Origin of the sequence: Rhizobium sp. rho-13.1 (assembly GCF_007000305.1) — a bacterium.
Taxonomy (GTDB): Bacteria; Pseudomonadota; Alphaproteobacteria; order Rhizobiales; family Rhizobiaceae; genus Rhizobium; species Rhizobium rhododendri.
In genome coordinates this window covers 264,020-289,569 of sequence record NZ_SCFL01000003.1, presented here as the reverse complement: position 1 = coordinate 289,569, position 25,550 = coordinate 264,020, and the positions used below count along the sequence as shown (strand labels likewise).

Here is a 25,550-nt window from a genome sequence, read left to right as displayed (position 1 = left end):
AGTGGCGCTGGCAAAGCCTGGCGCCACCGACAAGCATCAAACGGCAGCAGCCAGCTTCTTTGCCTTTTCGACCGCTTCCTCGATGGTGCCGACCATGTAGAAGGCAGCTTCCGGGAGGTGGTCGTAATCGCCGTTCACGAGGCCCTTGAAGCCCTTGATCGTGTCTTCGAGCGCAACGAGCTTGCCCGGAGCGCCGGTGAAGACTTCGGCAACGAAGAACGGCTGCGAAAGGAACCGCTCGATCTTGCGGGCGCGGGCAACCGACAACTTGTCGTCTTCCGACAGTTCGTCCATGCCGAGGATGGCGATGATGTCCTGCAGGGCCTTGTAGCGCTGCAGGGTCGACTGAACCTTACGGGCAACTTCGTAGTGCTCTTCGCCGACGACCAGCGGGTCGAGCATGCGCGAGGTGGAGTCCAGCGGATCGACGGCAGGATAGATGCCCTTTTCGGCGATCGAACGCGACAGGTTCGTCGTTGCGTCCAGATGGGCGAACGAGGTGGCCGGAGCCGGGTCGGTCAAGTCGTCGGCGGGGACGTAAATCGCCTGAACCGATGTGATCGAGCCCTTGGTCGTCGTGGTAATGCGCTCCTGCATCTGGCCCATGTCGGTGGCCAGAGTTGGCTGATAGCCCACGGCCGAAGGAATACGGCCCAGCAGAGCCGACAGTTCCGAACCAGCCTGCGTGAAGCGGAAAATGTTGTCGACGAAGAACAGAACGTCCTGTCCCTTGTCGCGGAAGTCTTCGGCGATCGTCAGGCCGGTGAGCGCAACGCGGGCGCGCGCACCTGGTGGCTCGTTCATCTGACCGTAGACGAGAGCTGCTTTCGAGCCTTCGCCGCCGCCCAGCTTGTTCACGCCGGATTCGATCATTTCGTGGTAAAGGTCGTTGCCTTCGCGGGTGCGTTCACCGACGCCGGCAAACACCGAGTAACCGCCGTGCGCCTTGGCGACGTTGTTGATCAATTCCATGATCAGAACGGTCTTGCCAACGCCGGCGCCGCCGAACAGGCCGATCTTGCCGCCCTTGGCATAAGGTGCGAGCAGGTCGACGACCTTGATGCCGGTAACGAGGATCTGCGCGTCGGTGGACTGCTCGATATAGGCAGGTGCTTCCTGGTGGATCGAACGCTTGGTCGCGGTGACCAGCGGACCTGCTTCGTCGACCGGCTCGCCGATGACGTTCATGATGCGGCCGAGCGTCTCGGGGCCGACCGGAACGGTGATCGGGGTGCCGGTGTCCGTGACGGTCTGTCCGCGAACGAGACCTTCGGTGGCGTCCATGGCGATCGTGCGGACGGCGTTTTCGCCGAGGTGCTGCGCGACTTCCAGAACAAGGCGGTTGCCGTTGTTCATGGTTTCCAGCGCATTCAGGATCTTCGGCAGTTCGCCGTCGAACACAACGTCAACGACGGGTCCGATGATCTGCGTGATCTTGCCGGTCGAACCGACTGCAGGCGTTGCTGCTGCGGGGGTAGCTGCCATAGCCATATTCTTACCCTCTTCCTAACCTCAGAGCGCTTCCGCGCCCGAAATGATTTCAATGAGTTCCTTGGTGATCTGCGCCTGACGCTGGCGGTTGTAGCTGAGCGTCAGTTTGTTGATCATCTCACCAGCGTTCCGGGTCGCGTTATCCATCGCGCTCATCTTCGCGCCCATCTCACCGGCAACGTTCTCGAGGAGCGCGCGGAAAACCTGGACGGAGATGTTGCGCGGGATCAGATCCGTCAGGATCGACGCGGCATCGGGTTCGTATTCGTAGATCGCATTCGCCTGGGTCGCTTCCGTCGCGACCGGTGCAGTCGGCACGATCGCCGGGATAAGCTGCAGCGCCGTCGGCACCTGCGATATCACGGACTTGAATTCGGAGTAGAACAGCGTGCAGACATCGAATTCGCCGGCATTGAACATCTCGACGATGCGCTTGCCGATTTCATCGGCATTGGCGAAGCCGATCTTCTTGACGTCGCGAAGTTCCTTGCGCTCGACGATCAGCGAAGCAAACTCGCGACGCAGGATGTCGTAACCCTTCTTGCCGACGGTAAAGATCTTGACCGTCTTGCCTTCGGCCAGCAGCCTGCGGGTATGATCGCGTGCAAATCGGGCGATCTGCGAATTGAAACCGCCGCAAAGACCGCGCTCGGCCGAGCAGACGACGAGCAAATGTACCTTGTCCTGACCGGTTCCACGCATCAGCGCGGGCGCCTCGTCACTGGTGCCGACCGCCTGCGTGATGTTTGCAAGCACGGCGCCCATGCGCTGCGAGTAAGGGCGGGCAGCCTCGGCCGCCTCCTGAGCACGCCGAAGCTTCGCCGCTGCGACCATCTTCATCGCTTTGGTGATCTTCTGCGTCGCCTTGACGGAGGCGATCCGGTTTTTCAGATCCTTAAGTGAAGGCATCCGTTATCCGTCCTAAAGTGATGCCTTGATCAGGCGAAAGACTTGCCGAAGGTATCGATGGCAGCCTGGAGCTTGCCCTTGATATCGTCGCTGATGGCCTTCTGGTCGCGAATGGCGTCAAGGATATCCTTGCCGTCAGACCGCAGATAAGACAGCAGGCCCTGCTCGAACTTGCCGATATCGCTGACAGCGACCTTGTCGAGATAGCCGTTCACACCGGCGAAGATCACCGCGACCTGCTCTTCCGTCTTCAGCGGCGAGAACTGCGGCTGCTTCAGGAGTTCGGTCAGGCGTGCGCCGCGGTTCAGGAGGCGCTGCGTCGAGGCGTCCAGATCCGAGCCGAACTGCGCGAAGGCAGCCATTTCGCGATACTGCGCAAGTTCGCCCTTGATCGAACCGGCAACCTGCTTCATCGCCTTGACCTGAGCGGCCGAACCGACGCGGGAAACCGACAGGCCGACGTTCACAGCAGGACGGATACCCTGGTAGAACAGATCGGTTTCAAGGAAGATCTGGCCGTCGGTGATCGAGATCACGTTGGTCGGAATGAAGGCCGAAACGTCGTTGCCCTGTGTTTCGATGACCGGCAGAGCCGTCAGCGAACCGGAGCCCTTTTCGTCGGAAAGCTTGGCAGCACGCTCGAGAAGACGCGAGTGCAGGTAGAAAACGTCGCCTGGGTAGGCCTCGCGGCCTGGCGGGCGGCGCAGCAGCAGAGACATCTGGCGGTAGGCGACGGCCTGCTTGGAAAGATCGTCATAGCCAATCAGAGCGTGCTGGCCGTTGTCGCGGAAGTATTCGCCCATGGCGCAACCGGCAAACGGTGCGAGGTACTGCATCGGCGCCGGGTCGGACGCGGTGGCAGCAACGATGATCGAGTACTTCAGCGCGCCGCGCTCTTCGAGCACCTTGACGAACTGGGCAACCGTCGAGCGCTTCTGGCCGATGGCGACGTAGACGCAATAGAGCTTTTCAGCATCAGGGCCGTTGTCGTGGATGGCCTTCTGATTGAGGATCGTGTCGAGAATGATGGCGGTCTTGCCGGTCTGGCGGTCACCGATGACAAGCTCGCGCTGGCCACGACCAACCGGGATCAGGGCATCGATGGCCTTGAGGCCGGTCGACATCGGCTCATGCACCGACTTGCGCGGGATGATGCCAGGAGCCTTGACGTCGACGCGCGAACGGCGGGTCGCGTTGATCGGGCCCTTGCCATCGATCGGATTGCCGAGTGCGTCAACGACGCGGCCGAGCAGTTCAGGACCGACCGGAACGTCGACGATGGCGCCGGTGCGCTTGACGATGTCGCCTTCCTTGATGTCACGGTCGGAACCGAAGATCACGACGCCGACATTGTCGGATTCGAGGTTGAGGGCCATGCCGCGAATTCCGCCGGGGAACTCGACCATTTCGCCGGCCTGGACGTTATCCAGACCGTAGACGCGGGCAATGCCGTCACCGACGGAGAGAACCTGGCCGACCTCGGAAACCTCAGCCTCCTGGCCAAAATTCTTGATCTGGTCTTTCAGAATTGCGGAAATTTCCGCGGCGCGGATATCCATCAGCCAACCTCTTTCAATGCAAGCTTAAGGGTAGAAAGTTTGGTGCGTAGCGACGTATCAATCTGTCGCGACCCCACTTTCACAATCAAACCACCAAGAATAGACGGGTCCACCGTTACGGCGACCGTGACTTCTTTACCGGTAACGCTCTTCAGCGCCACCTTCAATTCGTTTTCCTGCTCCGGCGTCAGCGCATGCGCGGAACTGACCTCGGCAGTGACTTCGCCACGCTGCTCGGCAGCGATCAGGCGGAAAGAGCGGATCATGCCCGGCAGCGCAAAGAGACGACGGTGACGCGCAACGACCTTCAGGAAGTTTGCGAAGAAACCGGTGATCCCAGCCTTGGCCGACAAAGCCTCGATGGCCTTGACCTGGTCTCCGGACGAGAAGACCGGACTGGCAACGAAACGCCGCAAGTCTTCGCTTTCGTCGAGCATGGCCTGGAAACGGTCGAGATCGGCAGTCACCTGGGCGATGGCGCCCTCGGCGAGCGCAAGCTCGAACAAAGACGATGCATATCGCTCTGCCACACCGGATATAGGATGGGATGTGTCTGCCACGGGCACAATTTTCCCTGATTTCAACCCTAAAGTTAGGATCCGGGCGTGCGGATGCCTAGGACTTTGAATTGGTTTTGATTTCCCCCAAGAAATCCGCGGGAGATGCCCCCGCTTCTTCCCATTTCCGAGCCCGTCTAACATAGGAAGTTGAGACTCGCAACACACCTCGGTCCCTATTGCGCCTTTCGCGGGGATTTCTGCCGCAAAAAGCCGAATTCTCCCCGCGACGAGTTGGCGCAGGTCAAATTCTGCTCAAATCCAGCCGAGAAAATAGATAATCGGCAAAGCTGCAAGAGCTACCTGGATGACAAGCATCACCAGGTTGACGACGACGTTTCCACGGTCCGACATCAGCGACAGCACCCTCCCGAATGCTGCAAGCGCGAAAGACGTGCCGAGGGCGAGATAAACCATGGGCTGTGCCAGAAGGATCGCCATCAGGCCGAAGCCGATATACGATCCGCCCATCGACCGGGCCTCCGCATAGGCGCCGAGGCGACCCTCGCGCGGCTGCAGACCGAGAATGCGATAGGCATATCCAGGCGCAAACATCATGAAGAGCCCGAGCAAGGCCGTAAAGGCAGCCGCGCAATAGGCGAGCTGTTCGCCCCGTTCAGTCGGAAAATAAAATTCCATCACCGTTCCCAAATCATCTGAAGCATTGCCGGCCTTATGGCACGAAGTCCGTGTCGAGGAAATATGGATGCCCCGCCCCATGGTTTTGGTAACCAATGCTGTCGGCAGCGGCTCGGTTTACAAAAAGCTCTGCGGGTCGATATCGAGTTGCACATGGACGGAGCCGCGCTCCTTCGGCCCTTGCGCCAGCAGGGTGCGCAAAAAACCCTGCATGTCCGAATTGCGCCGGCCGTGCACCAGGAGCCGGAACCGATGCCGGCCGCGCACCAGCGCCAGCGGCGCTTCCGCCGGCCCGAGAACGGCAATGCCCGGCACGTTGGGCGCGGCGTTGCGCATACCGCGCGCATGGGTTTCGGCATCCTGGCGCGTTTCGGCCGAGACGATGATCGAGGCAAGCCGTCCGAACGGCGGCAGCAGAGCTCTTTCCCGCTCCGAAATCTCGCGTTCGTAAAACGCAGCCGCGTCACCCGAGACGATCGCCTGCATGACGGGATGCTGCGGCTGGTAGGTCTGCAGCAGGCCATGGCTTTTCAGGCCGGTCCGACCGGCGCGGCCGGTGACCTGGCTCAGCAGCTGGAATGTCCGCTCGGCCGCCCGTGGGTCGCCATTGGCAAGCCCGATATCGGCATCGACGATACCGACCAGCGTCATCAGCGGGAAATTGTGGCCCTTCGCCACCAGCTGCGTGCCGATGACGATATCCGCCTCGCCATTGGCGATCGCCTCCAGCTCCAGCCGCAAGCGTTTGACGCCGCCGAGAATATCGGAGGACAGGACGATGGTCCTTGCATCCGGAAAATGCTTCTCCACCTCCTCGGCGACGCGCTCGACACCGGGTCCACAGGCCACGAGATGATCGAAGGTGCCGCACTCCGGGCAGGCTTCCGGCGTCCTCTCCGCATGGCCGCATTGGTGGCACTGCAACTGCTGGCGAAACCTGTGCTCGACCAGCCAGCTGGAGCATTGCGGGCACTGGAAGCGGTGTCCGCAGACGCGGCAGAGGGTCAGCGGCGCATAGCCGCGCCTGTTGAGGAACAGCAGCGCCTGGTGCCCGTCCGCGACCGTCTTTCCAACCGCACGCAACAGCACCGGCGACAGGAAACCGCCGCGATCTGGAGCATGCCGGCGCATATCGACGAGGTGAAGATCCGGCAACGCCGCATCGCCGAAGCGCGTCGGCAGGTGGATGGTGCTGTACCGGCCGCTCTGGCCGTTGACCTGGCTTTCGACCGATGGCGTCGCCGACACCAGCACCACGGGAAAATCGCCGATCCGGGCACGCACCACAGCCATGTCGCGGGCATTGTAGAAGACGCGGTCCTCCTGCTTGTAGGCAGGGTCGTGCTCTTCGTCGACAATGATCAGCCCGAGATCCTCGAACGGCAGGAACAGCGCCGAGCGCGCACCGGCGACCACGCGCACATCCCCCGTTACAGCTTGCCGCCAGACCTTTTCGCGCGTGCGCGGTGCGAGATCGGAATGCCATTCGGCGGGCTTCGATCCGAAGCGCTGCTGGAACCGCTCGAGAAAACTTGCTGTCAGGGCAATTTCCGGCAGCAGGATCAGCACCTGCCGTCCCTGCCGCAAAGTCTCGGCAATCGCCTCGAAATAGACCTCGGTCTTGCCGGACCCGGTGATCCCGTCGATCAGAGATACCGAGAACGTCGCGTTCCTGACCTCGTCGATCACCTCGACTGCCGCCTGCTTCTGCGGCCCCTCCAGCCGGGCAGCGACGAAATCCGGATCCGGCTTGGCAACGACAGGCGGCGGGGTGAGGAAGATGGTCTCGAAAACCCCCTGCTTTACCAGACCGTCGATCACGCTTGTCGACACGCCGGCAGCGTGCGCGAGGCCGCTACGCGTCCACGAAGGCGCGCCGACGGCCATTTCCAGCACGCGGCTTCTGGCCGGTGTCAGCCGGTCGGGTGCGCCGCCGACGAACTTGAGCCCCTCGACCATCGGCTCCGGATCGAAGGCAGCCGGCACGCGCAAGGCCATCCGCGCCACATGACCGGGTGGCGAAAGCGTGTAGGTCGCCACCCAGTCGATGAAGTCGCGCATTTCTTTCGCGAGCGGCGGGCAGTCGAAGACACGGGTGATCGGCCGCAGCTTCTTGGGGTCGACGCCGTTGTCATCGCCACCGTCCCAGACGACGCCGATCACCTGGCGCGGACCCAGCGGCACCTGCACGACCGAACCGGGCTCGACCGCCATACCCTCGGGCACGGCATAGGAATAGGGCCGAGGCGCAGGCATAGGCACCAGAACTGGCACAGTACGCGTCACCGGCGGCACCTTCGCAAGCGCGCCGAACAGATCGGAGGAATCGTTGTTCATTACGGCAGACCATGCCCGGAGTTGGAAAGAAATGAAACCGGCGAATGGTGCCGAATGATCACCAACTTGGGAATGTCGCGTCAGAGCGAATTCGCAACGAGCGGGCGCGGTGCCAGCTCGCTTGTCGGTGACGAAAGCGGCGTGAACTCGGCATCGGCGTCCGCCGCCATGTCATGCACCGTCAGCTTTTCCAGCGCCCTCGTCACTTCGTTGACATCGCCTTCCAGTTGGTCCGGGGATATCAGCTTGCCGACGCGGAAGTCGAAGCGGTCGCCGCGCTTGTTGAGCAGTTCATAAAACACCGTCATGTCGCGGAGTTCGGTGGACCATTTGGCAAACCAGTAGAACAGGCCGGAATTGCGCGCCGACAGATGCACCGGCAGGATCGGCAGATTATATTTTCGTGCCAGCGCGACCGCCGACGTCTTCCACGGCCGCTCGTTCAGCTTGCCATTCGCCCAGTAGGCAATGCGACCGGAGGGAAACAGGACCATTGCCTTGCCTTCCTCGACCGTCTTGTTGGTAAGAACCAGCGTCTCGCGCGTCTTCAGCTTACTCTTGTATTCATCGCGCCATTCGACCGGAATGATCATCTCGGCAAAGCGCGGATTGACACGCACCGCGTCCCGATTGGCAAACACCATCATGTCCGGCCGGCGCGCCTTCATCAGGTCGAAGATCGCCACACCGTCGGCAATGCCGGTCGGATGGTTGCTCACCAGAATGAAGCCGCCGCTGGCCGGAATACGCTCGGCATTCTGGCAGCGGATGTCGAGCTGCAGCAGGTCGCTCATATATTCGAAGGACTGGAATCCGGGAAGCTTGGCGACATCGTCGGCAAAACGGATCGCCTTGTGATAGCGCAGCAGCACGTGCAGGAAGGGACGGATGAGCGGCCAGAAAGGGCTCTTGACGATCTTCTCGCCGCGCTCGGCGATCAGCGTATCGACGATATGGCCGGGCCTTCCCTGCGACACCAGGGCGATGGCGCCGGCAAGCTGTCCGAGGGTCGAGGTAGAATCGCGGCGCGTCATGGAAGGTCCTGCATGCTTATGTCGTGGTTATCGCGGCGTAAGATGATCGAAGCATGACACGCCAGCCGGAACGTTAGCGATTCCATAACTCTCATTGAGGCAAAGTGGCAGCCTAAAATTGGAATTCAAGAGGTTTACCGTGGGCGAGATCCTGATCATGGCCCATCCCCAGCTTCTGGACGAGCGCCAGAAATGGCTGGAGGCGCTCCGCAGCGAGCGCAGGCTATCCGCCCACACGCTGGATGCATATGAGCGCGATACACGCCAGTTCCTGTTTTTCCTCACTGGCCACCTTGCCGGCCCGACCACATTGAAGGACATCCAGGCCCTGCGCCCGGCCGATTTCCGCGCCTTTCTGGCGAACCGCCGCCGCGATGGCGCCGGTGCACGCTCGCTGGGCCGCAATCTCGCCGGATTGCGCTCTCTCCTGCGTTACCTGGAGAAAAAAGGGCTGGTGAACGCTGCCGGTGCCGCTGCCGTCCGCTCGCCGAAGCAACCGAAATCTCTGCCGAAGCCACTGTCCGACAGCCAGGCCATCAATGTCGTCAGCGACGAAGCCCAGATGCACGAGGAACCCTGGATCGCCGCGCGGGACGCCGCCGTGCTGACGCTGCTTTACGGCTGCGGGCTGCGCATCTCGGAAGCGCTCGATCTCATGCCGGACGATCTCCGCCCCGGCGCAACGTCGCTGCGCATCACCGGCAAGGGCAACAAGATGCGCATCGTGCCGCTGCTGGCAGTCGTCGTCGATGCCGTGGAGCGGTACAAGCAGCTCTGCCCCTACGATCTCGACCCGGCCCTGCCGCTGTTTCGCGGCGCTCGCGGCGGAAAGCTGCATCCCGGCCTTATCCAGCGCGGCATGCAGAAACTTCGCAGCGCTTTCAACTTGCCGGAAACGGCAACACCACATGCGCTGCGGCACTCGTTTGCCACCCATCTGCTGGCCGGCGGTGGCGATCTTCGCACCATCCAGGAGCTGCTCGGCCACGCCAGCCTGTCGACGACGCAGGTCTACACCGGCGTCGATTCCGCCCGCCTGCTCGAAGTCTATGACCGCGCCCATCCGCGGGCTTAAACTCCGGTTAACCGAATGCGTTAAGAGAATATCCGCTCCGCGCGGGGTAGAGCAGATGCAGATCCCGTCCGCTGAAAGATCGTCATGACATCAGTCTACCGCCAGAAGACCCGGCCCGCCATCCTTTCGACGCTCGGCAACGCCGGCTTCTGGGCGGCGGCGTCCCTGCCCCTTGCATTCGCCGTCACGCTGGTTGTCACGCTGGCTTCTTTTGCGCCCGCCCATGCCGCAGACGATGCGGCCTGCGGCGGCAGGAACCTGCTTGCCGAACTGCAGAAGAACGATCCGGCGAAATACGCGTCTTTCCTCGCTGACGGTGACAAGGTCGCGAACGGGCGCAGCATTTTCTGGAAGATTGAAAAGCCCGGAGTGAAGACCTCCTGGCTGCTCGGCACCATGCACGTCACCGATCCGCGCGTGCTGGTCATGCCGAAGGGCGCGGCGGAAGCGGACGCCAAGGCCGACACGATCATCGTCGAATCCGACGAAATACTCGATGAAAAGAAGGCGACGATGGCGATCCTCGCCCGCCCGGACCTCACCATGCTCGCCAACGGCGCGACGATCAATTCGCTGCTGCCGGCAGCCGACGCCGCCAAGCTCGAGGCCGGCCTTGCCAAACGCGGCATCACGCTGGGCGCGGTGTCGCATATGCAGCCATGGATGATCTCCAGCGTCGTCGCATTGCCGTCCTGCGAACTCTCGCGCAAAGCCAAGGGCGCACAGTTCCTCGACCAGAAGATCGCCAACGACGCAGCCGCAGCCGGCAAGCAGGTCAAGGGGCTGGAAACGCTCGTCGAGCAGCTTCAGGCCATGGCCGACCTGCCGGCCGCCTTCCACCTGAAGTCGCTGATCGAAACCCTGCAGCTCGGCGACAAGATGAACGACGTCGTCGAGACGATGACCGAACTCTATTTGTCCGGCAATGCCGGGGCGACGATGGCTATGCTGAAGGTCGTCACGCCCGATGGCGAAGACACCGATAGCGACGGCGATTACGCCTCCTTCGAGCAGCGCATCATCCTCGACCGCAACAAGGTCATGGCCGAGCGCGCCGCGCCGATCCTTGCCAACGGCAACGTCTTCATGGCCGTCGGCGCCCTGCACCTGTCAGGCGACCAGGGCCTGGTCGAACTGTTCCGCAAGCAGGGCTTTACGCTGACGGCGGTTGATTGATCTGGCGGCTCGAGGAGCGTCTCACCTAAGCAAATTTGCGGCCCCATAACACAGTTTTCGGCATGGGGGATAAATCCGGCGTGATTTATTTTTTCACGCAGTCAAATCAGGTTCTTACAGATTTTCGAGGCTTGTTTCATCCCCATACCTGCCGGTGGGCCTATACTGCAGAGGTCAAAGGAAGGGGAAGCCGGGTCGCGAACCGGTCGCTCCAACGGGACGATATCCGGTGTCCGATGATGGTTGGAAGCGATGATCACGAGGCGTTGGGCTGAGTGATCGGGATATCGGGTAGCGGAATTCGGACCCCCGTATCGATATCGTCAAATCGCAACCGATCGGCAGGCAGCCACACCCCGACACAAACAACACCAGCCACCCGGCTGCTTGCCATTTCCCCATCACGTTCGGCCATATCAGGCGCGACGCATTTTGGCATGCCTGCAGTTGGCTGGCATCGAAGCAAGCGCAGGAGCGCCAGGGCGAGAGGCCTTGGCGCTCCTTTCGATTTTACATATGGATCGGCTTGAAGGCGGCAGCCATGGCTGCTTCCTTGACGGCTTCCGACATAGTCGGATGGGCGTGGCAAACACGGCCGAGATCTTCTGCAGAGCCGCTGAAATCCATCAGCACGGCGATTTCATGGATCATGTCGCCGGCACCGAAGCCGATGATGTGGCCACCGAGGACCTTGTCGGTTTCCTTGTCGGCCAAAATCTTGACGAAGCCATCCGTTGCCAGCATGGCGCGGGCGCGGCCGTTGGCGCTGAACGGGAACTTGCCGACCTTGTAGGCGACGCCAGCGGCCTTGAGCTCTTCCTCTGTCTTGCCGACGGAAGCCACTTCCGGCTGGGTGTAGACGACGCTCGGGATGACGTCGTAGTTGACGTGGCCGGCCTGGCCAGCGAGAATTTCCGCCAGCGCGACGCCTTCGTCTTCCGCCTTGTGGGCGAGCATCGGACCCTTCACGACGTCGCCTATGGCATAGATGCCGGCTACGTTGGTCTTGAAGTGGTGGTCGATTTCAACGCGGCCTCTGTTGTCGAGCACGACGCCGGCTTCCTCGAGGCCGAGGTTGGCGGTGTACGGCTTGCGGCCGGTGGCAATCAGCACGACGTCAGCATCGAGCGAGGTCGCTTCACCGCCCTTGGCCGGCTCGAAGGTGACCTTGGCGCCCGTCGCCGACTTCTCGACGCCGGTAACCTTGGCGCCCAGGTGGAAGTCCATCCCCTGCTTGGCGAGCAGGCGGTGGAACTGCTTCGACACCTCGCCGTCCATGCCGCCGAGGATGGTGTCGAGATATTCGATGACCGTGACCTTGGCGCCGAGACGCGACCAGACGGATCCGAGTTCGAGACCGATGACACCGCCGCCGACGACGATCATCGTCGCCGGGACCTTCTCCAGCGCAATGCCGCCGGTGGATGAAATGATGATCTTCTCGTCGAGATCGACGTGGACGCCCGGAATGCCCGCAACGTCCGAGCCGGTGGCGATGACGATGTTCTTGCCTTCGATTTCCTGGACCTGGCCATCATCGCCGGTGACCGAAACCTTGCCGGCCGAGACGATCTTTCCTGAGCCGATGAAGCTGTCGATCTTGTTCTTCTTGAACAGGAACGCGACACCCTCGACGTTCGACTTCACGGTGGCATCCTTGTGAGCCATCATGTTGGGCAGGTTCAGGGTTGGAGCAGCGACCTCGATGCCGAGCGCTTCCATGCCGTGACCGGCCTGGTGGAACATCTCGGAGGCATGCAGCAGGGCCTTGGAGGGAATGCAGCCGATGTTGAGGCAGGTGCCACCAAACGTGGCGCGCTTCTCGATGACAGCGACCTTCATGCCCAGCTGTGCTGCCTTGATGGCGCAGACATAGCCGCCAGGGCCGGTTCCGATAACGATCACATCATAAGACATCGAGAATTCCTCTTGGATTTTTCCGGTTAGTCGGCGGCGCGCGCCAGGGCGAGACGAAGGCCGAAGCCGACCAAGGCCGCTCCGGTGATACGGTTGAACCATTTTCCGCCCGCAATGAAGCGGTCGCGGATCGGCTTGACGGTAAAGAATACCGAGACTGCGGCAAACCAGGCAACGAGCGCCGTCGCCATGCCGATGCCGTAGCTGAACTGGATGAGCGCAGGCGTGTCGTGGTGGACCAGGGTCGAAAACAGCGACAGGAAGAACAGCACTGGCTTAGGGTTCAGCGCATTGGTGATGAAGCCTGTTGCCAGGCATCGCCAGGCGGACACCGGCTTGCGGTCGTCTTCCGTCACCGCGATATCGGCAACCTTGAAACCCGGTTCCCGGAACGACTTGATGCCGAGATAGACGAGGTAGGCAACACCGGCCCATTTGATCACGCTGAACAGCAACAGCGATTTAGAGACGATCAGGCCGAGGCCGAGGATGGTGTAGCTGATGTGGAACAGCAGCGAAAAGCCCATGCCGACGCCGGTCATCATGGCAGCCCGACGGCCATGGACGACACTCTGGCGCAGCACGACGGCGAAATCGGCGCCGGGCACGACGATGAAGATGGAGAACACCGCCATCAGGCCCAGGAATTCGAACAGATATTGCATATTTGCCCCCCTCTCAGCGTCCGCCGCTGACGTCTAGGATGGCACCCGTAATATAGGAAGCCGACGGTGACAACAGGAACAACACCGCATCGGCAATCTCCTGCGCCTCGCCGGGCCGCTGCATCGGCACCAGATGGGCCAGATCCCGCGCCCGATCCGGAAGTCCGCCGGAAGCGTGGATCTCGGTGTCGATGATACCCGGACGCACAGCGTTCACCCGGATATTCTCTGCCGCAACTTCCTTGGCAAGGCCCGTCGTGAATGTGTCGATTGCACCCTTGGAGGCGGCATAGTCGACATACTGGCCCGGCGAGCCGAGCGTCGCTGCCACAGAGGAAATATTGACGATAGCACCGCCCTTGCCGCCATGCCGTGTCGACATCCGCCTGACGGCTTCGCCCGCACAAAAGATAGAGCCAGTGATGTTGATGCGAAACATCCGCTCGAGCCGGTCCCAGGACATCTCATCCACCCGCGCGGTCATGTCGACAACACCGGCATTATTGACCAGGCCGTCGATGCGGCCGAAATGAGTATCGACGACTGCATACATCGAGGCTATCCCGGCAGCACTTCCGACGTCTCCCTCGGCGATGACAGCCTGCCCGCCGTTGCTTGCAATCTCATCGACCACGGCTTCGGCCGCGCTTCGGTTCGTCGCGTAGTTGACGACCACGGCGAAACCCTGCTTCGCTGCGGAGAGCGCGATAGCTGCGCCTATTCCGCGGCTGCCGCCGGTGACGAGAAGCACGGGACGGTCGCTGCCCATATCACGTCACCAGAAAAGGCCGACGAACATCAGCACGAGACCGATGAACGACACCGTCCAGATCCACGAACGGTAAGGGCTGAGGCCCAGCATGTAGGCCGGGAGATATGCAAAACGTGCCCAGAACCACAGAGCGGTACCCCAAGATACCAGCGCATCGTCGTGATTGCCAAAGATCGCCACCACGCTGAGCGCGATGAAGATGGGATAGGTTTCCTGGAAATTGCGCAGCGCGCGCGTTGCCCGGCCCGTCAGGAGGTTGGGTTCCGGCTCGTCGTCGCGGGTCGAATTGGCCGCCTTGACGCCGATCTGCAGGCGAAACGCGGTTGCCTGCGCCGTTAGATAGGCGAAAGCCAGCGCCGCGCTCCAGAGCAGATAGGTGATTTGAAAGGACATTTAGACTTTCCGGAGGGCAAGCGGGCCGCCAGATGCGGCCCTGCTGTTCAGTTTTAGAGATCGAGAACGAGGCGTTCCGGATCTTCGAGGCTTTCCTTGACGCGGACCAGGAAGGTAACGGCTTCCTTGCCGTCGACCATGCGGTGATCGTAGGATAGGGCGAGATACATCATCGGGCGGATGACGATCTGGCCGCCGACGACGACCGGGCGCTCCTGGATCTTGTGCATGCCGAGAATACCGGACTGTGGTGCGTTGAGGATCGGCGAGGACATCAGCGAGCCGTAGACACCGCCGTTGGTGATGGTAAACGTGCCGCCCTGCATGTCCGCCATCGACAGCGTGCCATCGCGGGCAGCCTTGGCAAGACGGCCGAGGTCCTTCTCGATTTCCGCAACGGTCATCTGGTCGGCATCACGGATGACCGGAACGACGAGGCCCTTGTCTGTGCCGACGGCCATGCCGACGTGACAATAGTTCTTGTAGATGATGTCGGTGCCATCGATCTCGGCGTTGACGGCGGGCAGTTCCTTCAGGGCGTGGGTCACGGCCTTGGTGAAGAAGCCCATGAAGCCGAGCTTGACGCCGTGCTTCTTCTCGAAAATGTCCTTGTACTTCGTGCGGAGCGCCATGACAGCCGTCATGTCCACCTCGTTGTAGGTGGTCAGCATGGCAGCGGTGTTCTGCGCATCCTTGAGGCGACGGGCGATCGTCTGGCGCAGGCGGGTCATCTTGACGCGCTCTTCGCGCGGCGCATCCTCGACGGCAGTCGGTGCGCGCGGCGCGGCCTTGGCAGGCTCTGCAGCAGCAGGCGCCGAAAGGCCCTTGGCGACAGCAGCGATCACATCGCCCTTCAGGACTTGGCCACGCTTGCCGGAACCGTCAACCTGATCGGCAGCAACGTTATTTTCGGCCATCAGCTTTGCAGCAGCCGGAGCCGGTGGCATCGATGTCGGTGCGGCGGGAGCAGCCGGGGCAGAGACGGAAGCGACAGGTGCAGCGGCCGCAACAGGCTCGGCCTTGGCAGGGGCAGCAGCAGCCGGGGCGGCCGCAGCGCCAGCGCCGCCGGCAGAGATCTGACCGAGCAACGCGTTGAGACCGACCGTCTCGCCGGCCTGGGCAACGATTTCCGAAAGTGTGCCTGAAATCGGCGATGGCACTTCGATCGTCACCTTGTCGGTTTCGAGTTCGACAAGCGGCTCGTCGACCTTGATGACGTCGCCAACCTTCTTGAACCAGGTACCGACGGTCGCCTCGCTGACGGACTCGCCGAGGGTGGGTACGCGAATTTCAGTGGCCATGTTCAAATCCTGAATTTTGATCGTTATCGGTGGGACGGCGCTCCGGCAGCGGCCGAAGAGTGGTCTGACGGAGCCCGGCAGGCGACGTCTTCAATCGTATGCTGTGCGAAGGGGATATATCGAGACATCCCCTCCGCTTCGTTCTTAGCCGCCGAGCGCATCCTCGAGGAAGGCTGCCAGTTGCGCCAGATGCTTCGACATCAGGCCCGTTGCCGGCGATGCGGCGGCCGGACGGCCGGTGTAGCGGACGCGCTGGTACTTGGCGTCGATATGGGCAAGCACCCATTCCAGATAAGGATCGATGAACGACCAGGCGCCCATGTTCTTGGGCTCTTCCTGGCACCAGACCATTTCCGCGTTGCGGAAGCGGCTAAGTTCGTTGATCAGCGCCTTTGCCGGGAATGGATAAAGCTGTTCGATGCGCAGCAGGTAGACGTCGTCGACACCGCGCTTCTCGCGCTCTTCCAGAAGGTCATAGTAGACCTTGCCGGAGCAGATGACGACGCGACGGATCTTGGCGTCCTTCTGCAGCTTGATCGGTCCGTCCTTGATGACTTCGGCATCGTCCCACAGCAGGCGGTGGAAAGAGGATTCTCCGGCCATTTCGGCGAGGCCCGACACAGCCTTCTTGTGACGCAGAAGCGACTTCGGCGTCATCATGATCAGCGGCTTGCGGAAGTCGCGCTTCATCTGGCGACGCAGGATGTGGAAATAGTTAGCCGGCGTCGTAACGTTGGCGACCTGCATGTTGTCTTCTGCGCAAAGCTGTAGGAAGCGCTCCAGGCGTGCCGACGAATGCTCGGGGCCCTGACCTTCGTAGCCGTGCGGCAGCAGGCAGACCAGGCCCGACATGCGCAACCACTTGCGCTCGCCCGACGATACGAACTGGTCGAAGACCACCTGCGCACCGTTGGCGAAATCGCCGAACTGGGCTTCCCAAAGCGTCAGAGCATTCGGACGGGCCAGCGAGTAGCCATATTCGAAGCCGAGCACAGCCTCTTCCGAGAGCATCGAATTGATGACTTCGTAGCGTCCCTGGGTCGACGACAGGTTGGCAAGCGGCACGTAGCGCTGCTCGGTTTCCTGATCGTAGAGCACCGAGTGGCGCTGCGAGAACGTGCCGCGCTCGCAGTCCTGGCCGGAAAGGCGGATCTTCGTGCCCTCGACGCAAAGAGCGCCGAAAGCCAGCGCTTCTGCCATTGCCCAGTCGATGCCTTCGCCCGACGAGATCATGTTGGCGCGGTTTTCCATGAAGCGCTGGATCGTCCGGTGCGCGTTGAAGCCTTCGGGGATTTCGGACAGCTTGCGGCCGATATCCTTCAGCGTCTTCATCGGCACGGCTGTCTTGCCGCGGCGCTGTTCGTCTGCATTGTCTGCGGTCCGAAGGCCCGACCACTGGCCGTCCAGCCAGTCGGCCTTGTTCGGCTTGTAGTGCTGGCCGGCCTCGAACTCTTCCTCGAGATGCGCGCGCCAGTCGGCCTTCATCTTGTCGACGTCTTCCTGCGAGACGACGCCTTCTTCGATCAAGCGGGCCGAATAGAGCTGCAGGACAGACTGGTGACCACGGATCACCTTATACATCTTCGGCTGCGTGAAGGACGGTTCGTCGCCTTCGTTATGGCCGTAGCGACGGTAGCAGAACATGTCGAGGACGACAGGCTTGTGGAACTTCATGCGGAATTCGGTCGCGACCTTGGCCGCGTAGACGACGGCTTCCGGATCGTCACCGTTGGCGTGGAAGATCGGTGCCTCGATCATCTTGGCGACGTCGGACGGATAGGGCGACGAGCGCGAGTAGGCCGGATTGGTGGTGAAGCCGATCTGGTTGTTGATGATGACGTGCATGGTGCCGGCGACGCGGTGGCCGCGAAGACCGGAGAGGCCAAGGATTTCAGCAATCACACCCTGGCCGGCAAAGGCCGCATCGCCATGGATGAGCAGCGGCATGACCTTGGCGCGCTCGGAAAGCGGGATCGTGTCGCCTTCCCAGACGGTGGCGCCCATGTCCTGCTTGGCGCGGACCTTGCCCATGACGACAGGGTCGACGATTTCCAGGTGCGACGGGTTGGCCGTCAGCGAGACGTGGATCTTGTTGCCGTCGAAATCGCGGTCGGAGGAGGCACCGAGATGGTACTTCACGTCGCCGGAGCCTTCGACTTCGTCGGGCGCATAAGAGCCGCCCTTGAACTCGTGGAAGATGGCGCGGTGCGGCTTGCCCATGACCTGGGACAGCACGTTGAGGCGGCCGCGGTGGGCCATGCCGAACACGGCTTCGCGCACGCCGAGAGCGCCGCCGCTCTTCAGCATCTGCTCCAGCGCCGGGATCAGCGATTCACCGCCGTCGAGGCCGAAACGCTTTGTGCCCTTGAACTTGACATCGAGGAACTGCTCGTAGCCTTCGGCTTCGATGACCTTCTGCAGGATAGCCTTCTTGGCTTCCGGAGAAAACGCGACGCCCTTTTCCTTGCCTTCGATGCGTTCCTGAACCCAGGCTTTTTCTTCCGGGTTGGACATGTGCATGAATTCGACGCCGATCGTCGAGCAATAGGTGCGCTCGAGGATCTCGATCATTTCGCGGACCGAGGCGTATTCGAGGCCGAGAACGTTGTCGATGAAGATCTTGCGGTCGTAGTCGGCCTCGGTGAAGCCGTATGCTTCCGGCGACAGCTCGTGGTAGTCCTCGACCGGGGCAGCGATGCCGAGCGGATCAAGCTTGGCGTGCAGGTGGCCGCGCATCCGGTAGGCACGGATCATCATGATGGCGCGCACCGAGTCGCGGGTCGCCTGGATGATGTCGGCGCCGTCGGTCGGCTTGCCCGCTGCTTCCGCCTTGGCCTTGACCTTGGTCTCCACGACCTTTTCGATCACGCCCCAGTTGCCGTCAAGCGCCGAGACCAGATCGCCACCGGCCGCAATTGGCCAGTTCTTGCGCTGCCACGAGGCGCCCTTGGCTGCCCGCTTCACGTCGCCCGGATTATCGTCCAGCGCCTTGAAGAAGGACTGCCATTCGTCGGAAACCGACGACGCGTCCTGCTCGTAGCGCGCATAGAGTTGCTCGATATAGGCCGCGTTGGCGCCGTCGAGGAACGACGTGATCTGAAATTGCTCGTTGGCTTCTTGTCTTGCCATGGTGATCTGCGGACGCTGGTCCGCCTCCCGACTTGAATGGATTGCCGGTCATTTCCGGCGGCCGCATTTCAATTTTCATCCGCCAGTGGCGGCAGTCATTTCGGGCAGATGCCCTGAAATCGAAATGGGCAGGGGCTGATGTCCCTGCCCTTCTATATCGGATCAGCCCTTGAGGACTTCAACCAGCGTCTTGCCGAGGCGGGCCGGAGACGGCGATACACGGATGCCTGCGGCTTCCATCGCAGCGATCTTGTCTTCCGCGCCACCCTTGCCGCCAGAGATCACGGCGCCGGCATGGCCCATGGTGCGTCCGGGAGGGGCCGTGCGGCCAGCGATGAAGCCGACCATTGGCTTGGAGCGACCACGCTTGGCCTCGTCCTTGATGAACTGCGCCGCGTCCTCTTCAGCCGAACCGCCGATTTCGCCGATCATGATGATCGACTTGGTTTCTTCGTCTGCGAGGAACATTTCCAGGATGTCGATGAACTCGGTGCCCTTGACCGGGTCGCCACCGATGCCGACAGCCGTGGTCTGGCCGAGGCCTTCGTTGGTCGTCTGGAAAACGGCTTCGTAGGTCAGCGTGCCGGAGCGCGACAGGACGCCGACGGAGCCCTTCTTGAAGATCGAGCCCGGCATGATGCCGATCTTGCATTCGTCAGGCGTCATCACGCCTGGGCAGTTCGGGCCGATGAGGCGCGACTTGGAGGCGTCGAGGCGAGCCTTGACCTTGATCATGTCGGCAACCGGGATGCCCTCCGTGATGCAGACGATCAGCGGGATCTCGGCTTCGATGGCTTCGAGGATGGCCGCGGCAGCGCCGGCTGGCGGCACGTAGATGACCGATGCGTCGGCGCCAGTTGCTTCCTTGCCTTCGGCAACGGTTGCAAAAATCGGCAGGGATTCGCCGGCCGAACCGCTCCAGGTCTCGCCACCCTTCTTCGGGTTGATACCGCCGACCATCTTGGTGCCGTGGTAGGCGAGCGCCTGTTCCGTGTGGAACGTGCCGGTCTTGCCGGTCAGACCCTGAACCAGGATCTTGGTGTCTTTGTTAATCAGAATGGACATCAGTTGTCTTCCTCTTCCTCGAACTCGAGGGGATCGAATGCTTCAAAGGCGTCATTGGAAAAGCGGTAGCCTTTGCCGGCGGCCGACTTTTGCGTCAGGTGCGCTTCGAGGTTCTTGGACCACTGGGTACGGAACCAGTCATAGTGCTGGTCGACCTGGGAAATGCCCAGCTCGCCCTTCCAGACGAAGAGGTCTGCATCCTTGATCTTCTCGGCAAAGTAGGCCTGCGCGTCATCGTTGTGCGTGAAATGCGCCCAACGCTCGGCCGTGCCGTCTTCGCTGTCGTATTCGCTGTCCCAGCAGACGAAGTAGCACAGATTGGCATCTGTCTCGTTCGGGCCGAAAGGCTGGCGATTGGGGTTCTTCGGGGATTTGGCCATGGTTTTAAGCTGCTTTCACGGCTGCGACGATCTTCTGGGCGGCATCGTCCAGGTCGTCGGCGGAAATGACATTGAGACCGCTCTCGTTGATGATCTTCTTGCCAAGCGCAACGTTGGTGCCTTCGAGGCGGACAACGAGCGGGACCTGCAGACCGACTTCCTTGACGGCAGCCAGAACGCCTTCGGCAATGACATCACACTTCATGATGCCGCCGAAGATGTTGACCAGGATGCCCTTCACGGCAGGATCGGCCGTGATGATCTTGAAGGCTGCCGTAACCTTTTCCTTCGTCGCGCCACCGCCGACGTCGAGGAAGTTGGCAGGCTCTGCGCCATACAATTTGATGATGTCCATGGTGGCCATGGCGAGACCGGCGCCATTGACCATGCAGCCGATGTTACCATCAAGGGCAACGTAGGCCAGATCGTACTTGGAAGCGGCGATTTCCTTCTCGTCTTCCTCGCTGGTGTCGCGCAGCGCAACGATGTCTTCATGGCGGAACAGCGCGTTGCCGTCGAACGATACCTTGGCGTCGAGGACGCGCAGGCGGCCGTTGGTCATGACGATCAGCGGGTTGACTTCGAGCAGGGCCATGTCGGTTTCGACGAAGGCCTTGTAGAGGATCGGGAACAGCTTTTCAGCGTCCTGGCGAGCTTCGCCTTCGAGCTTCAGCGCATCGCTGAGCTTGGCGACGTCTGCCGCCGTGACGCCCGTCGTCGGATTGATTGCGACGTTGATGATCTTTTCCGGCGTGTCGTGGGCGACGGTCTCGATGTCCATGCCGCCTTCGGTCGAAACGACGAAGGAGACCTGGCCAACGGCACGGTCGACCAGGATGGAGAGGTAAAGCTCGCGGTCGATGTCGGCGCCGTCTTCGATGTAGAGGCGATTGACCTGCTTGCCGGCTTCACCGGTCTGGGCTGTCACCAGCGTGTTGCCGAGCATGTCCTTGACGAAAGCCTGGACTTCCTCGAGCGACTTTGCGAGACGAACGCCGCCCTTGGCTTCCGGCGGCAGTTCCTTGAACTTGCCCTTGCCGCGACCGCCGGCATGGATCTGGCTCTTGACGACGTAGAGCGGGCCCGGAAGCTGCTTGACGGCTGCCTCGGCTTCCGATGCGTTGAAGATGGCAACACCTTCTGCCACCGGTGCACCAAAGCTCTTCAGCAGAGCCTTGGCCTGATATTCATGAATATTCATGGATCTATCCCTATTGGAACGCGACGCTTATTTCAGCGCCAAACTTATTTTAGCGAAGGCGCGATGTTGATGCAGGCTTCGCAGAGACCGGCGACGGCAGCGACCGACTTGTCGAAGGCTTCTTTTTCAGCCTTGTTCATGTCGATCTCGATGATCCGCTCAATGCCGCCGGCACCGATGACAGTCGGCACGCCGACATACATGTCGTTGACTCCGTACTGGCCGGAAAGATACGCGGCGCAAGGCAGCACGCGCTTCTTGTCCTTGAGGTAGGACTCAGCCATTTCGATGGCAGAGGCAGCAGGAGCGTAATAAGCCGAACCGGTCTTGAGCAGGCCGACGATTTCGGCGCCGCCATCACGGGTGCGCTGGATGATCTCCTCGAGGCGCTCCTTGGTGACCCAGCCCATGGTGACGAGGTCCGTCAGCGGAATGCCGCCGACCGTCGAGTAGCGCGCCAGCGGCACCATCGTGTCGCCGTGGCCACCGAGCACGAAGGCCGTGACGTCCTGGACGGACACGTTGAATTCCTTGGCGAGGAAGAGGCGGAAGCGCGACGAGTCGAGGACGCCCGCCATGCCGACGACCTTGTTGGCCGGCAGGCCGGAAAACTTCTGCAGGGCCCAGACCATCGCGTCGAGCGGGTTGGTGATGCAGATGACGAAAGCGTTCGGGGCATACTTCTTGATGCCGGCGCCTACCTGCTCCATCACCTTGAGGTTGATGCCGAGCAGATCGTCGCGGCTCATGCCCGGCTTGCGAGCGACACCGGCGGTGACGATGCAGACATCAGCACCCTCGATCGCCGAGTAGTCGCTGGCGCCGGTTAGGTTGACGTCAAAGCCTTCGACCGGCGAAGACTGGGAAATATCAAGGCCTTTGCCCTGTGGAATGCCGTCCGCGATGTCGAAGAGGACGATGTCGCCCAGCTCCTTCAAGCTGGCGAGATGCGCCAGCGTGCCACCAATCATGCCAGAACCAATGAGTGCGATTTTGTTACGCGCCATTTCGGGATATCCTTTGCGATCGAAAACGATGGCGCGACACTTTGAAGCATCGACCACGGCCGCCAATCGCATAGACCCAACGGCCAAAAATGGCAATTGATTATTTTGTGACGTTAAAATTCAATCGGTTAGATAGAAAAACTCTTACGTAAACGTAAGAATTATTGTCACCATATCGTTATTCGGCCGCTGACTTCGATCGAATCTGGGCGAGATACTCGGCGCTTCGCATCTCGAAAAGGCGTGAGGCCGTGCGGTCGAATTCAAAACCCTCGGTTCCACGGCGCTGCACGAGAAGTGCCTCCGGCATCGCGGCTGCGGAGATCGTCACATGGATGGCGTGATCGTAAAGCGTATCGATGAGAATGATGAAACGCTTGGTCTGGTTGCGTTTTTCCGGCCCGAGCTCCGGAATGCGGTCGATGAAGATCGTGTCGAAACGGGCAGCTATGGCGAGAAAATCTCCGGCTCCTAGCGGCGCCTCGCAGAGATCGGCGAATGAAAACCGCGCCAGCCTGTCGACGGCAGCCGGCACATGGACGGTCCGGCCCTTTCTCTGGATCTCGACTGGCTGTGCCGTGCGGCCGTGAAGCGCCCGCGCCCAGGCTGCATCCATCGCCTTGTCGGTCTCGGCGTTGAGCGGCGTCAGGTAGACAGGCTGACTGTCGTCCTTCTCCATGCGGTAATCGGTCGGCGAATCCAGCGTCACCACGTCGACATAAGTCTTCAAAAGCGTGATGAACGGCGTGAACAACGAACGATTGAGCCCCTCGCGGTAAAGGTTATCCGGCTCGACGTTGGACGTGGTGACAAGAACGCAGCCGAGCGAGAACAGTTCTGAAAACAGCCGCGACAGGATCATCGCATCGGCGATGTCGGTGACGCTGAATTCGTCGAAGCACAACAGCTCCGCCTCGGCAAACAGATCGGCGGCGACAGGCGGAACCGGGTCGGAAAGCTTCGTGTCGCCGTTCTTGATCTTCAGCCGATGGGCCGCGATGCGGTTGTGGACGTCGGCCATGAACTCGTGGAAATGCGCCCGCCGCTTCTTCTTGGACGGTGCCATGGCGAAGAACATGTCCATCAGCATCGTCTTGCCGCGCCCGACGCTGCCGTGAATGTAGAGGCCACGGATCGGCTCGGGCTTCTTGCGCGCCGCAAACAGCCATCCGAGCGCGCTGGACTTCGCAGCCGGCCGCCGCTGCTTGAGAGCGGCCAGCACCCGGTCGAGATGTTTTGCAACATCCATCTGCGCTGCATCCACCTGCAGCGAACCGGAAGCCGTCAGCGATTTCAACTTTTCGCTCACGCTGATCGAGTAGTCAGGCATAGGCTGCATGGAGAGATTCGCCTCGCGCGTCGAAAGATGGCCGGTGGGCCGCAGACCTAGCGGCTAAGCGTGATCGGCTGGCCAGAGGCCGTGGTGCCGGTGAAGCGCGAGTCGGCCGTCTTGTAAACCGAACCCAGCTGGTTGCCGCTGCGGTCCTTGAGAACGACCTGCTTGCCGGCCACTTCCCAGGATCCCATCGTCGTCAGTTCGCCGACGCAGCCACGTGTGCCGCCGCGCGATCCGCTGCCGAGATTGGTGAGTGTCAGGAACATGTCGCAGCTTGTACCGCCGTTGCCGACCTTCCAGCTACCGACCATCGATTCCTTGGTAACATCGAGGCCGGAGGCGGCAAGCGCTGCATTCTGCTGCGGCGCGCCAGCACCCGGGTTTGCCGACGGAGGGGCTGGAAACTGCGAGCCGGTACCGGTCGGGGATGGAAGCTGGCTGGACTGGACCTGCCCGACGGGCGCGGCCTGGATCGGCGGTGGAGAATAGGCTGGCGAAGCGGAGCCATAATCGTTGTTGTAACCCGTCCGCTGGCAACCAGCCAGCGCTACACCGATAACTGCAGCCGTCGCAGCATATTTGAATCGCATTAGGAAACTCCTGAAATAGCCCAGCCTGCCCCGACGTTGGCGCGCAATCACGGCGGAATTATCGTGAAAGGCATTGATGAATCAAGTGAGCACAAGGAGAAATTGTCGCGGGCTGCTGCCCTTGCCGCAGTCATGGGACAAATTTGGCGCATTTTTCCAGACGTCTGAACGAAAGACGCCCTCATATCAACATGAGGGCAGCTTGTAGCGCGATCGTGAGAGTAAGCGACTAGACGCGCCGCTCGACCATCATCTTCTTGATCTCGGCAATCGCCTTGGCCGGATTCAGGCCCTTCGGGCATGTCTGGGCGCAATTCATGATCGTGTGGCAACGATAAAGCCGGAATGGATCTTCCAGATTGTCGAGGCGTTCACCGGTGGCCTCATCGCGCGAATCGATCAGCCAGCGATATGCCTGCAGCAGGACGGCTGGACCGAGATACCGGTCGCCGTTCCACCAGTAGCTCGGACAGGAGGCCGAGCAGCAGGCACACAGGATGCACTCGTAAAGACCGTCCAGCTTCTGGCGGTCGTCATGGCTCTGCTTCCATTCCTTCGCAGGCTCCGGCGATACGGTCTTCAGCCAAGGCTCGATCGAGCGGTGCTGGGCATAGAAGTTCGTCAGGTCAGGAACCAGGTCTTTCACCACAGGAAGGTGCGGCAGCGGATAGACCTTGACGGTACCCTTCACCTCGTCCAGCCCCTTGGTGCAGGCGAGTGTATTGGTTCCGTCGATGTTCATGGCGCAGGAGCCACAGATCCCCTCGCGACAGGAGCGGCGCAGCGTCAGCGTCGGGTCGATGTTGTTCTTGATGTAAAGCAGGGCATCCAGCACCATCGGCCCGCAGTCGTCGACATCGATGTAGAAGGTATCGATGCTCGGGTTCTGACCGTCGTCTGGGCTCCAGCGATAGATCCGCAGTTCGCGGGTGTTCGTCGCACCCTGCGGCTTCGGCCAGACCTTGCCTTCGCGCATCTGAGAGTTCTTGGGGAGAGCGAGTTCAACCATGTCCAGTT

Annotated in this window: 22 protein-coding genes; 2 read left to right on the top strand and 20 right to left on the bottom strand. The window is 61.3% G+C overall.

The genetic code is table 11. The annotated features are described in order from the left end of the window. Positions 1-36: 36 nt before the first annotated feature. From atpD to EQW76_RS12600, 7 genes are all read right to left on the bottom strand, one after another. Positions 37-1,491 (bottom strand): F0F1 ATP synthase subunit beta, encoded by a 1,455-nt coding sequence (atpD, locus tag EQW76_RS12630; protein ID WP_142824730.1) that lies wholly within the window; start codon positions 1,489-1,491, stop codon positions 37-39. Positions 1,492-1,512: 21 nt separating this feature from the next. Beyond that, positions 1,513-2,400 carry a F0F1 ATP synthase subunit gamma gene (locus EQW76_RS12625; protein WP_142824729.1) on the bottom strand — a complete coding sequence of 296 codons (888 nt, stop codon included), beginning with the start codon at positions 2,398-2,400 and terminating at the stop codon, positions 1,513-1,515. Between the two features lie 29 nt (positions 2,401-2,429). Beyond that, complete coding sequence (gene atpA, locus EQW76_RS12620; RefSeq protein WP_142824728.1) at positions 2,430-3,959, bottom strand: F0F1 ATP synthase subunit alpha; 1,530 nt, start codon at positions 3,957-3,959, stop codon at positions 2,430-2,432. Beyond that, positions 3,959-4,525, bottom strand: a complete 567-nt coding sequence (locus EQW76_RS12615; RefSeq protein ID WP_202617160.1) for a F0F1 ATP synthase subunit delta — start codon at positions 4,523-4,525, stop codon at positions 3,959-3,961. The genes atpA and EQW76_RS12615 overlap by 1 nt, the downstream gene beginning before the upstream one ends. Before the next feature lie 246 nt (positions 4,526-4,771). After that, positions 4,772-5,155, bottom strand: a complete 384-nt coding sequence (locus EQW76_RS12610) for a DUF4345 domain-containing protein (RefSeq protein WP_142824726.1) — start codon at positions 5,153-5,155, stop codon at positions 4,772-4,774. Between the two features lie 117 nt (positions 5,156-5,272). Continuing rightward, positions 5,273-7,492 (bottom strand): primosomal protein N', encoded by a 2,220-nt coding sequence (locus EQW76_RS12605; RefSeq protein WP_142824725.1) that lies wholly within the window; start codon positions 7,490-7,492, stop codon positions 5,273-5,275. Between the two features lie 80 nt (positions 7,493-7,572). Next, positions 7,573-8,526 carry a 1-acyl-sn-glycerol-3-phosphate acyltransferase gene (locus tag EQW76_RS12600; protein WP_142824724.1) on the bottom strand — a complete coding sequence of 318 codons (954 nt, stop codon included), beginning with the start codon at positions 8,524-8,526 and terminating at the stop codon, positions 7,573-7,575. Between the two features lie 139 nt (positions 8,527-8,665). Between EQW76_RS12600 and EQW76_RS12595 the strand changes: the two genes are divergently transcribed. Together EQW76_RS12595 and EQW76_RS12590 are read left to right on the top strand one after the other, a co-directional pair. Beyond that, positions 8,666-9,601, top strand: a complete 936-nt coding sequence (locus EQW76_RS12595; RefSeq protein WP_142824723.1) for a tyrosine recombinase XerC — start codon at positions 8,666-8,668, stop codon at positions 9,599-9,601. 84 nt (positions 9,602-9,685) lie between these two features. Then, the gene (locus tag EQW76_RS12590; protein ID WP_142824722.1) at positions 9,686-10,777 is read left to right on the top strand and encodes a TraB/GumN family protein; all 1,092 of its coding nucleotides are present in this window, start codon (positions 9,686-9,688) and stop codon (positions 10,775-10,777) included. A gap of 510 nt (positions 10,778-11,287) precedes the next feature. On the opposite strand, the gene lpdA is transcribed toward EQW76_RS12590, so the two are convergent. The 13 genes from lpdA to EQW76_RS12525 all read right to left on the bottom strand — a co-directional run bounded on the left by lpdA (position 11,288) and on the right by EQW76_RS12525 (position 25,542). Beyond that, positions 11,288-12,694, bottom strand: coding sequence for a dihydrolipoyl dehydrogenase (gene lpdA, locus EQW76_RS12585; protein WP_142824721.1), 1,407 nt, complete (start codon positions 12,692-12,694; stop codon positions 11,288-11,290). Between the two features lie 26 nt (positions 12,695-12,720). Further along, the gene (locus EQW76_RS12580) at positions 12,721-13,359 is read right to left on the bottom strand and encodes a LysE family transporter (protein ID WP_142824720.1); all 639 of its coding nucleotides are present in this window, start codon (positions 13,357-13,359) and stop codon (positions 12,721-12,723) included. A 13-nt stretch (positions 13,360-13,372) separates the two neighbouring features. Beyond that, positions 13,373-14,128 (bottom strand): SDR family oxidoreductase, encoded by a 756-nt coding sequence (locus EQW76_RS12575; protein ID WP_142824719.1) that lies wholly within the window; start codon positions 14,126-14,128, stop codon positions 13,373-13,375. A gap of 6 nt (positions 14,129-14,134) precedes the next feature. Continuing rightward, the gene (locus EQW76_RS12570; RefSeq protein WP_142824718.1) at positions 14,135-14,524 is read right to left on the bottom strand and encodes an MAPEG family protein; all 390 of its coding nucleotides are present in this window, start codon (positions 14,522-14,524) and stop codon (positions 14,135-14,137) included. A 53-nt stretch (positions 14,525-14,577) separates the two neighbouring features. Continuing rightward, entirely contained in the window at positions 14,578-15,825 is a 1,248-nt protein-coding gene (odhB, locus tag EQW76_RS12565; RefSeq protein ID WP_142824717.1) for a 2-oxoglutarate dehydrogenase complex dihydrolipoyllysine-residue succinyltransferase, read from the bottom strand. 144 nt (positions 15,826-15,969) lie between these two features. Then, positions 15,970-18,954 carry a 2-oxoglutarate dehydrogenase E1 component gene (locus EQW76_RS12560; protein ID WP_142824716.1) on the bottom strand — a complete coding sequence of 995 codons (2,985 nt, stop codon included), beginning with the start codon at positions 18,952-18,954 and terminating at the stop codon, positions 15,970-15,972. A gap of 162 nt (positions 18,955-19,116) precedes the next feature. Next, a complete protein-coding gene (gene sucD / locus EQW76_RS12555) occupies positions 19,117-20,019 on the bottom strand; it encodes a succinate--CoA ligase subunit alpha (RefSeq protein WP_142824715.1) in 903 nt (300 codons plus the stop codon). Then, positions 20,019-20,399 (bottom strand): hypothetical protein, encoded by a 381-nt coding sequence (locus tag EQW76_RS12550; RefSeq protein ID WP_142824714.1) that lies wholly within the window; start codon positions 20,397-20,399, stop codon positions 20,019-20,021. Before EQW76_RS12550 ends, sucD begins: the two co-directional genes overlap by 1 nt. A gap of 4 nt (positions 20,400-20,403) precedes the next feature. Beyond that, positions 20,404-21,600 (bottom strand): ADP-forming succinate--CoA ligase subunit beta, encoded by a 1,197-nt coding sequence (gene sucC, locus EQW76_RS12545; protein ID WP_142824713.1) that lies wholly within the window; start codon positions 21,598-21,600, stop codon positions 20,404-20,406. 44 nt (positions 21,601-21,644) lie between these two features. Further along, on the bottom strand, positions 21,645-22,607 hold the full coding sequence (gene mdh, locus EQW76_RS12540; RefSeq protein WP_142824712.1) for a malate dehydrogenase: 963 nt from the start codon (positions 22,605-22,607) through the stop codon (positions 21,645-21,647). 178 nt (positions 22,608-22,785) lie between these two features. Next, positions 22,786-23,946 (bottom strand): cell division protein ZapE, encoded by a 1,161-nt coding sequence (zapE, locus tag EQW76_RS12535; RefSeq protein ID WP_142824711.1) that lies wholly within the window; start codon positions 23,944-23,946, stop codon positions 22,786-22,788. Between the two features lie 47 nt (positions 23,947-23,993). Next, positions 23,994-24,533: a protease inhibitor Inh/omp19 family protein gene (locus EQW76_RS12530; protein ID WP_142824710.1), complete on the bottom strand. Its 540-nt coding sequence runs from the start codon at positions 24,531-24,533 to the stop codon at positions 23,994-23,996. Between the two features lie 229 nt (positions 24,534-24,762). After that, positions 24,763-25,542, bottom strand: coding sequence for a succinate dehydrogenase iron-sulfur subunit (locus tag EQW76_RS12525; protein WP_142824709.1), 780 nt, complete (start codon positions 25,540-25,542; stop codon positions 24,763-24,765). Between the last annotated feature and the right edge of the window lie 8 nt (positions 25,543-25,550).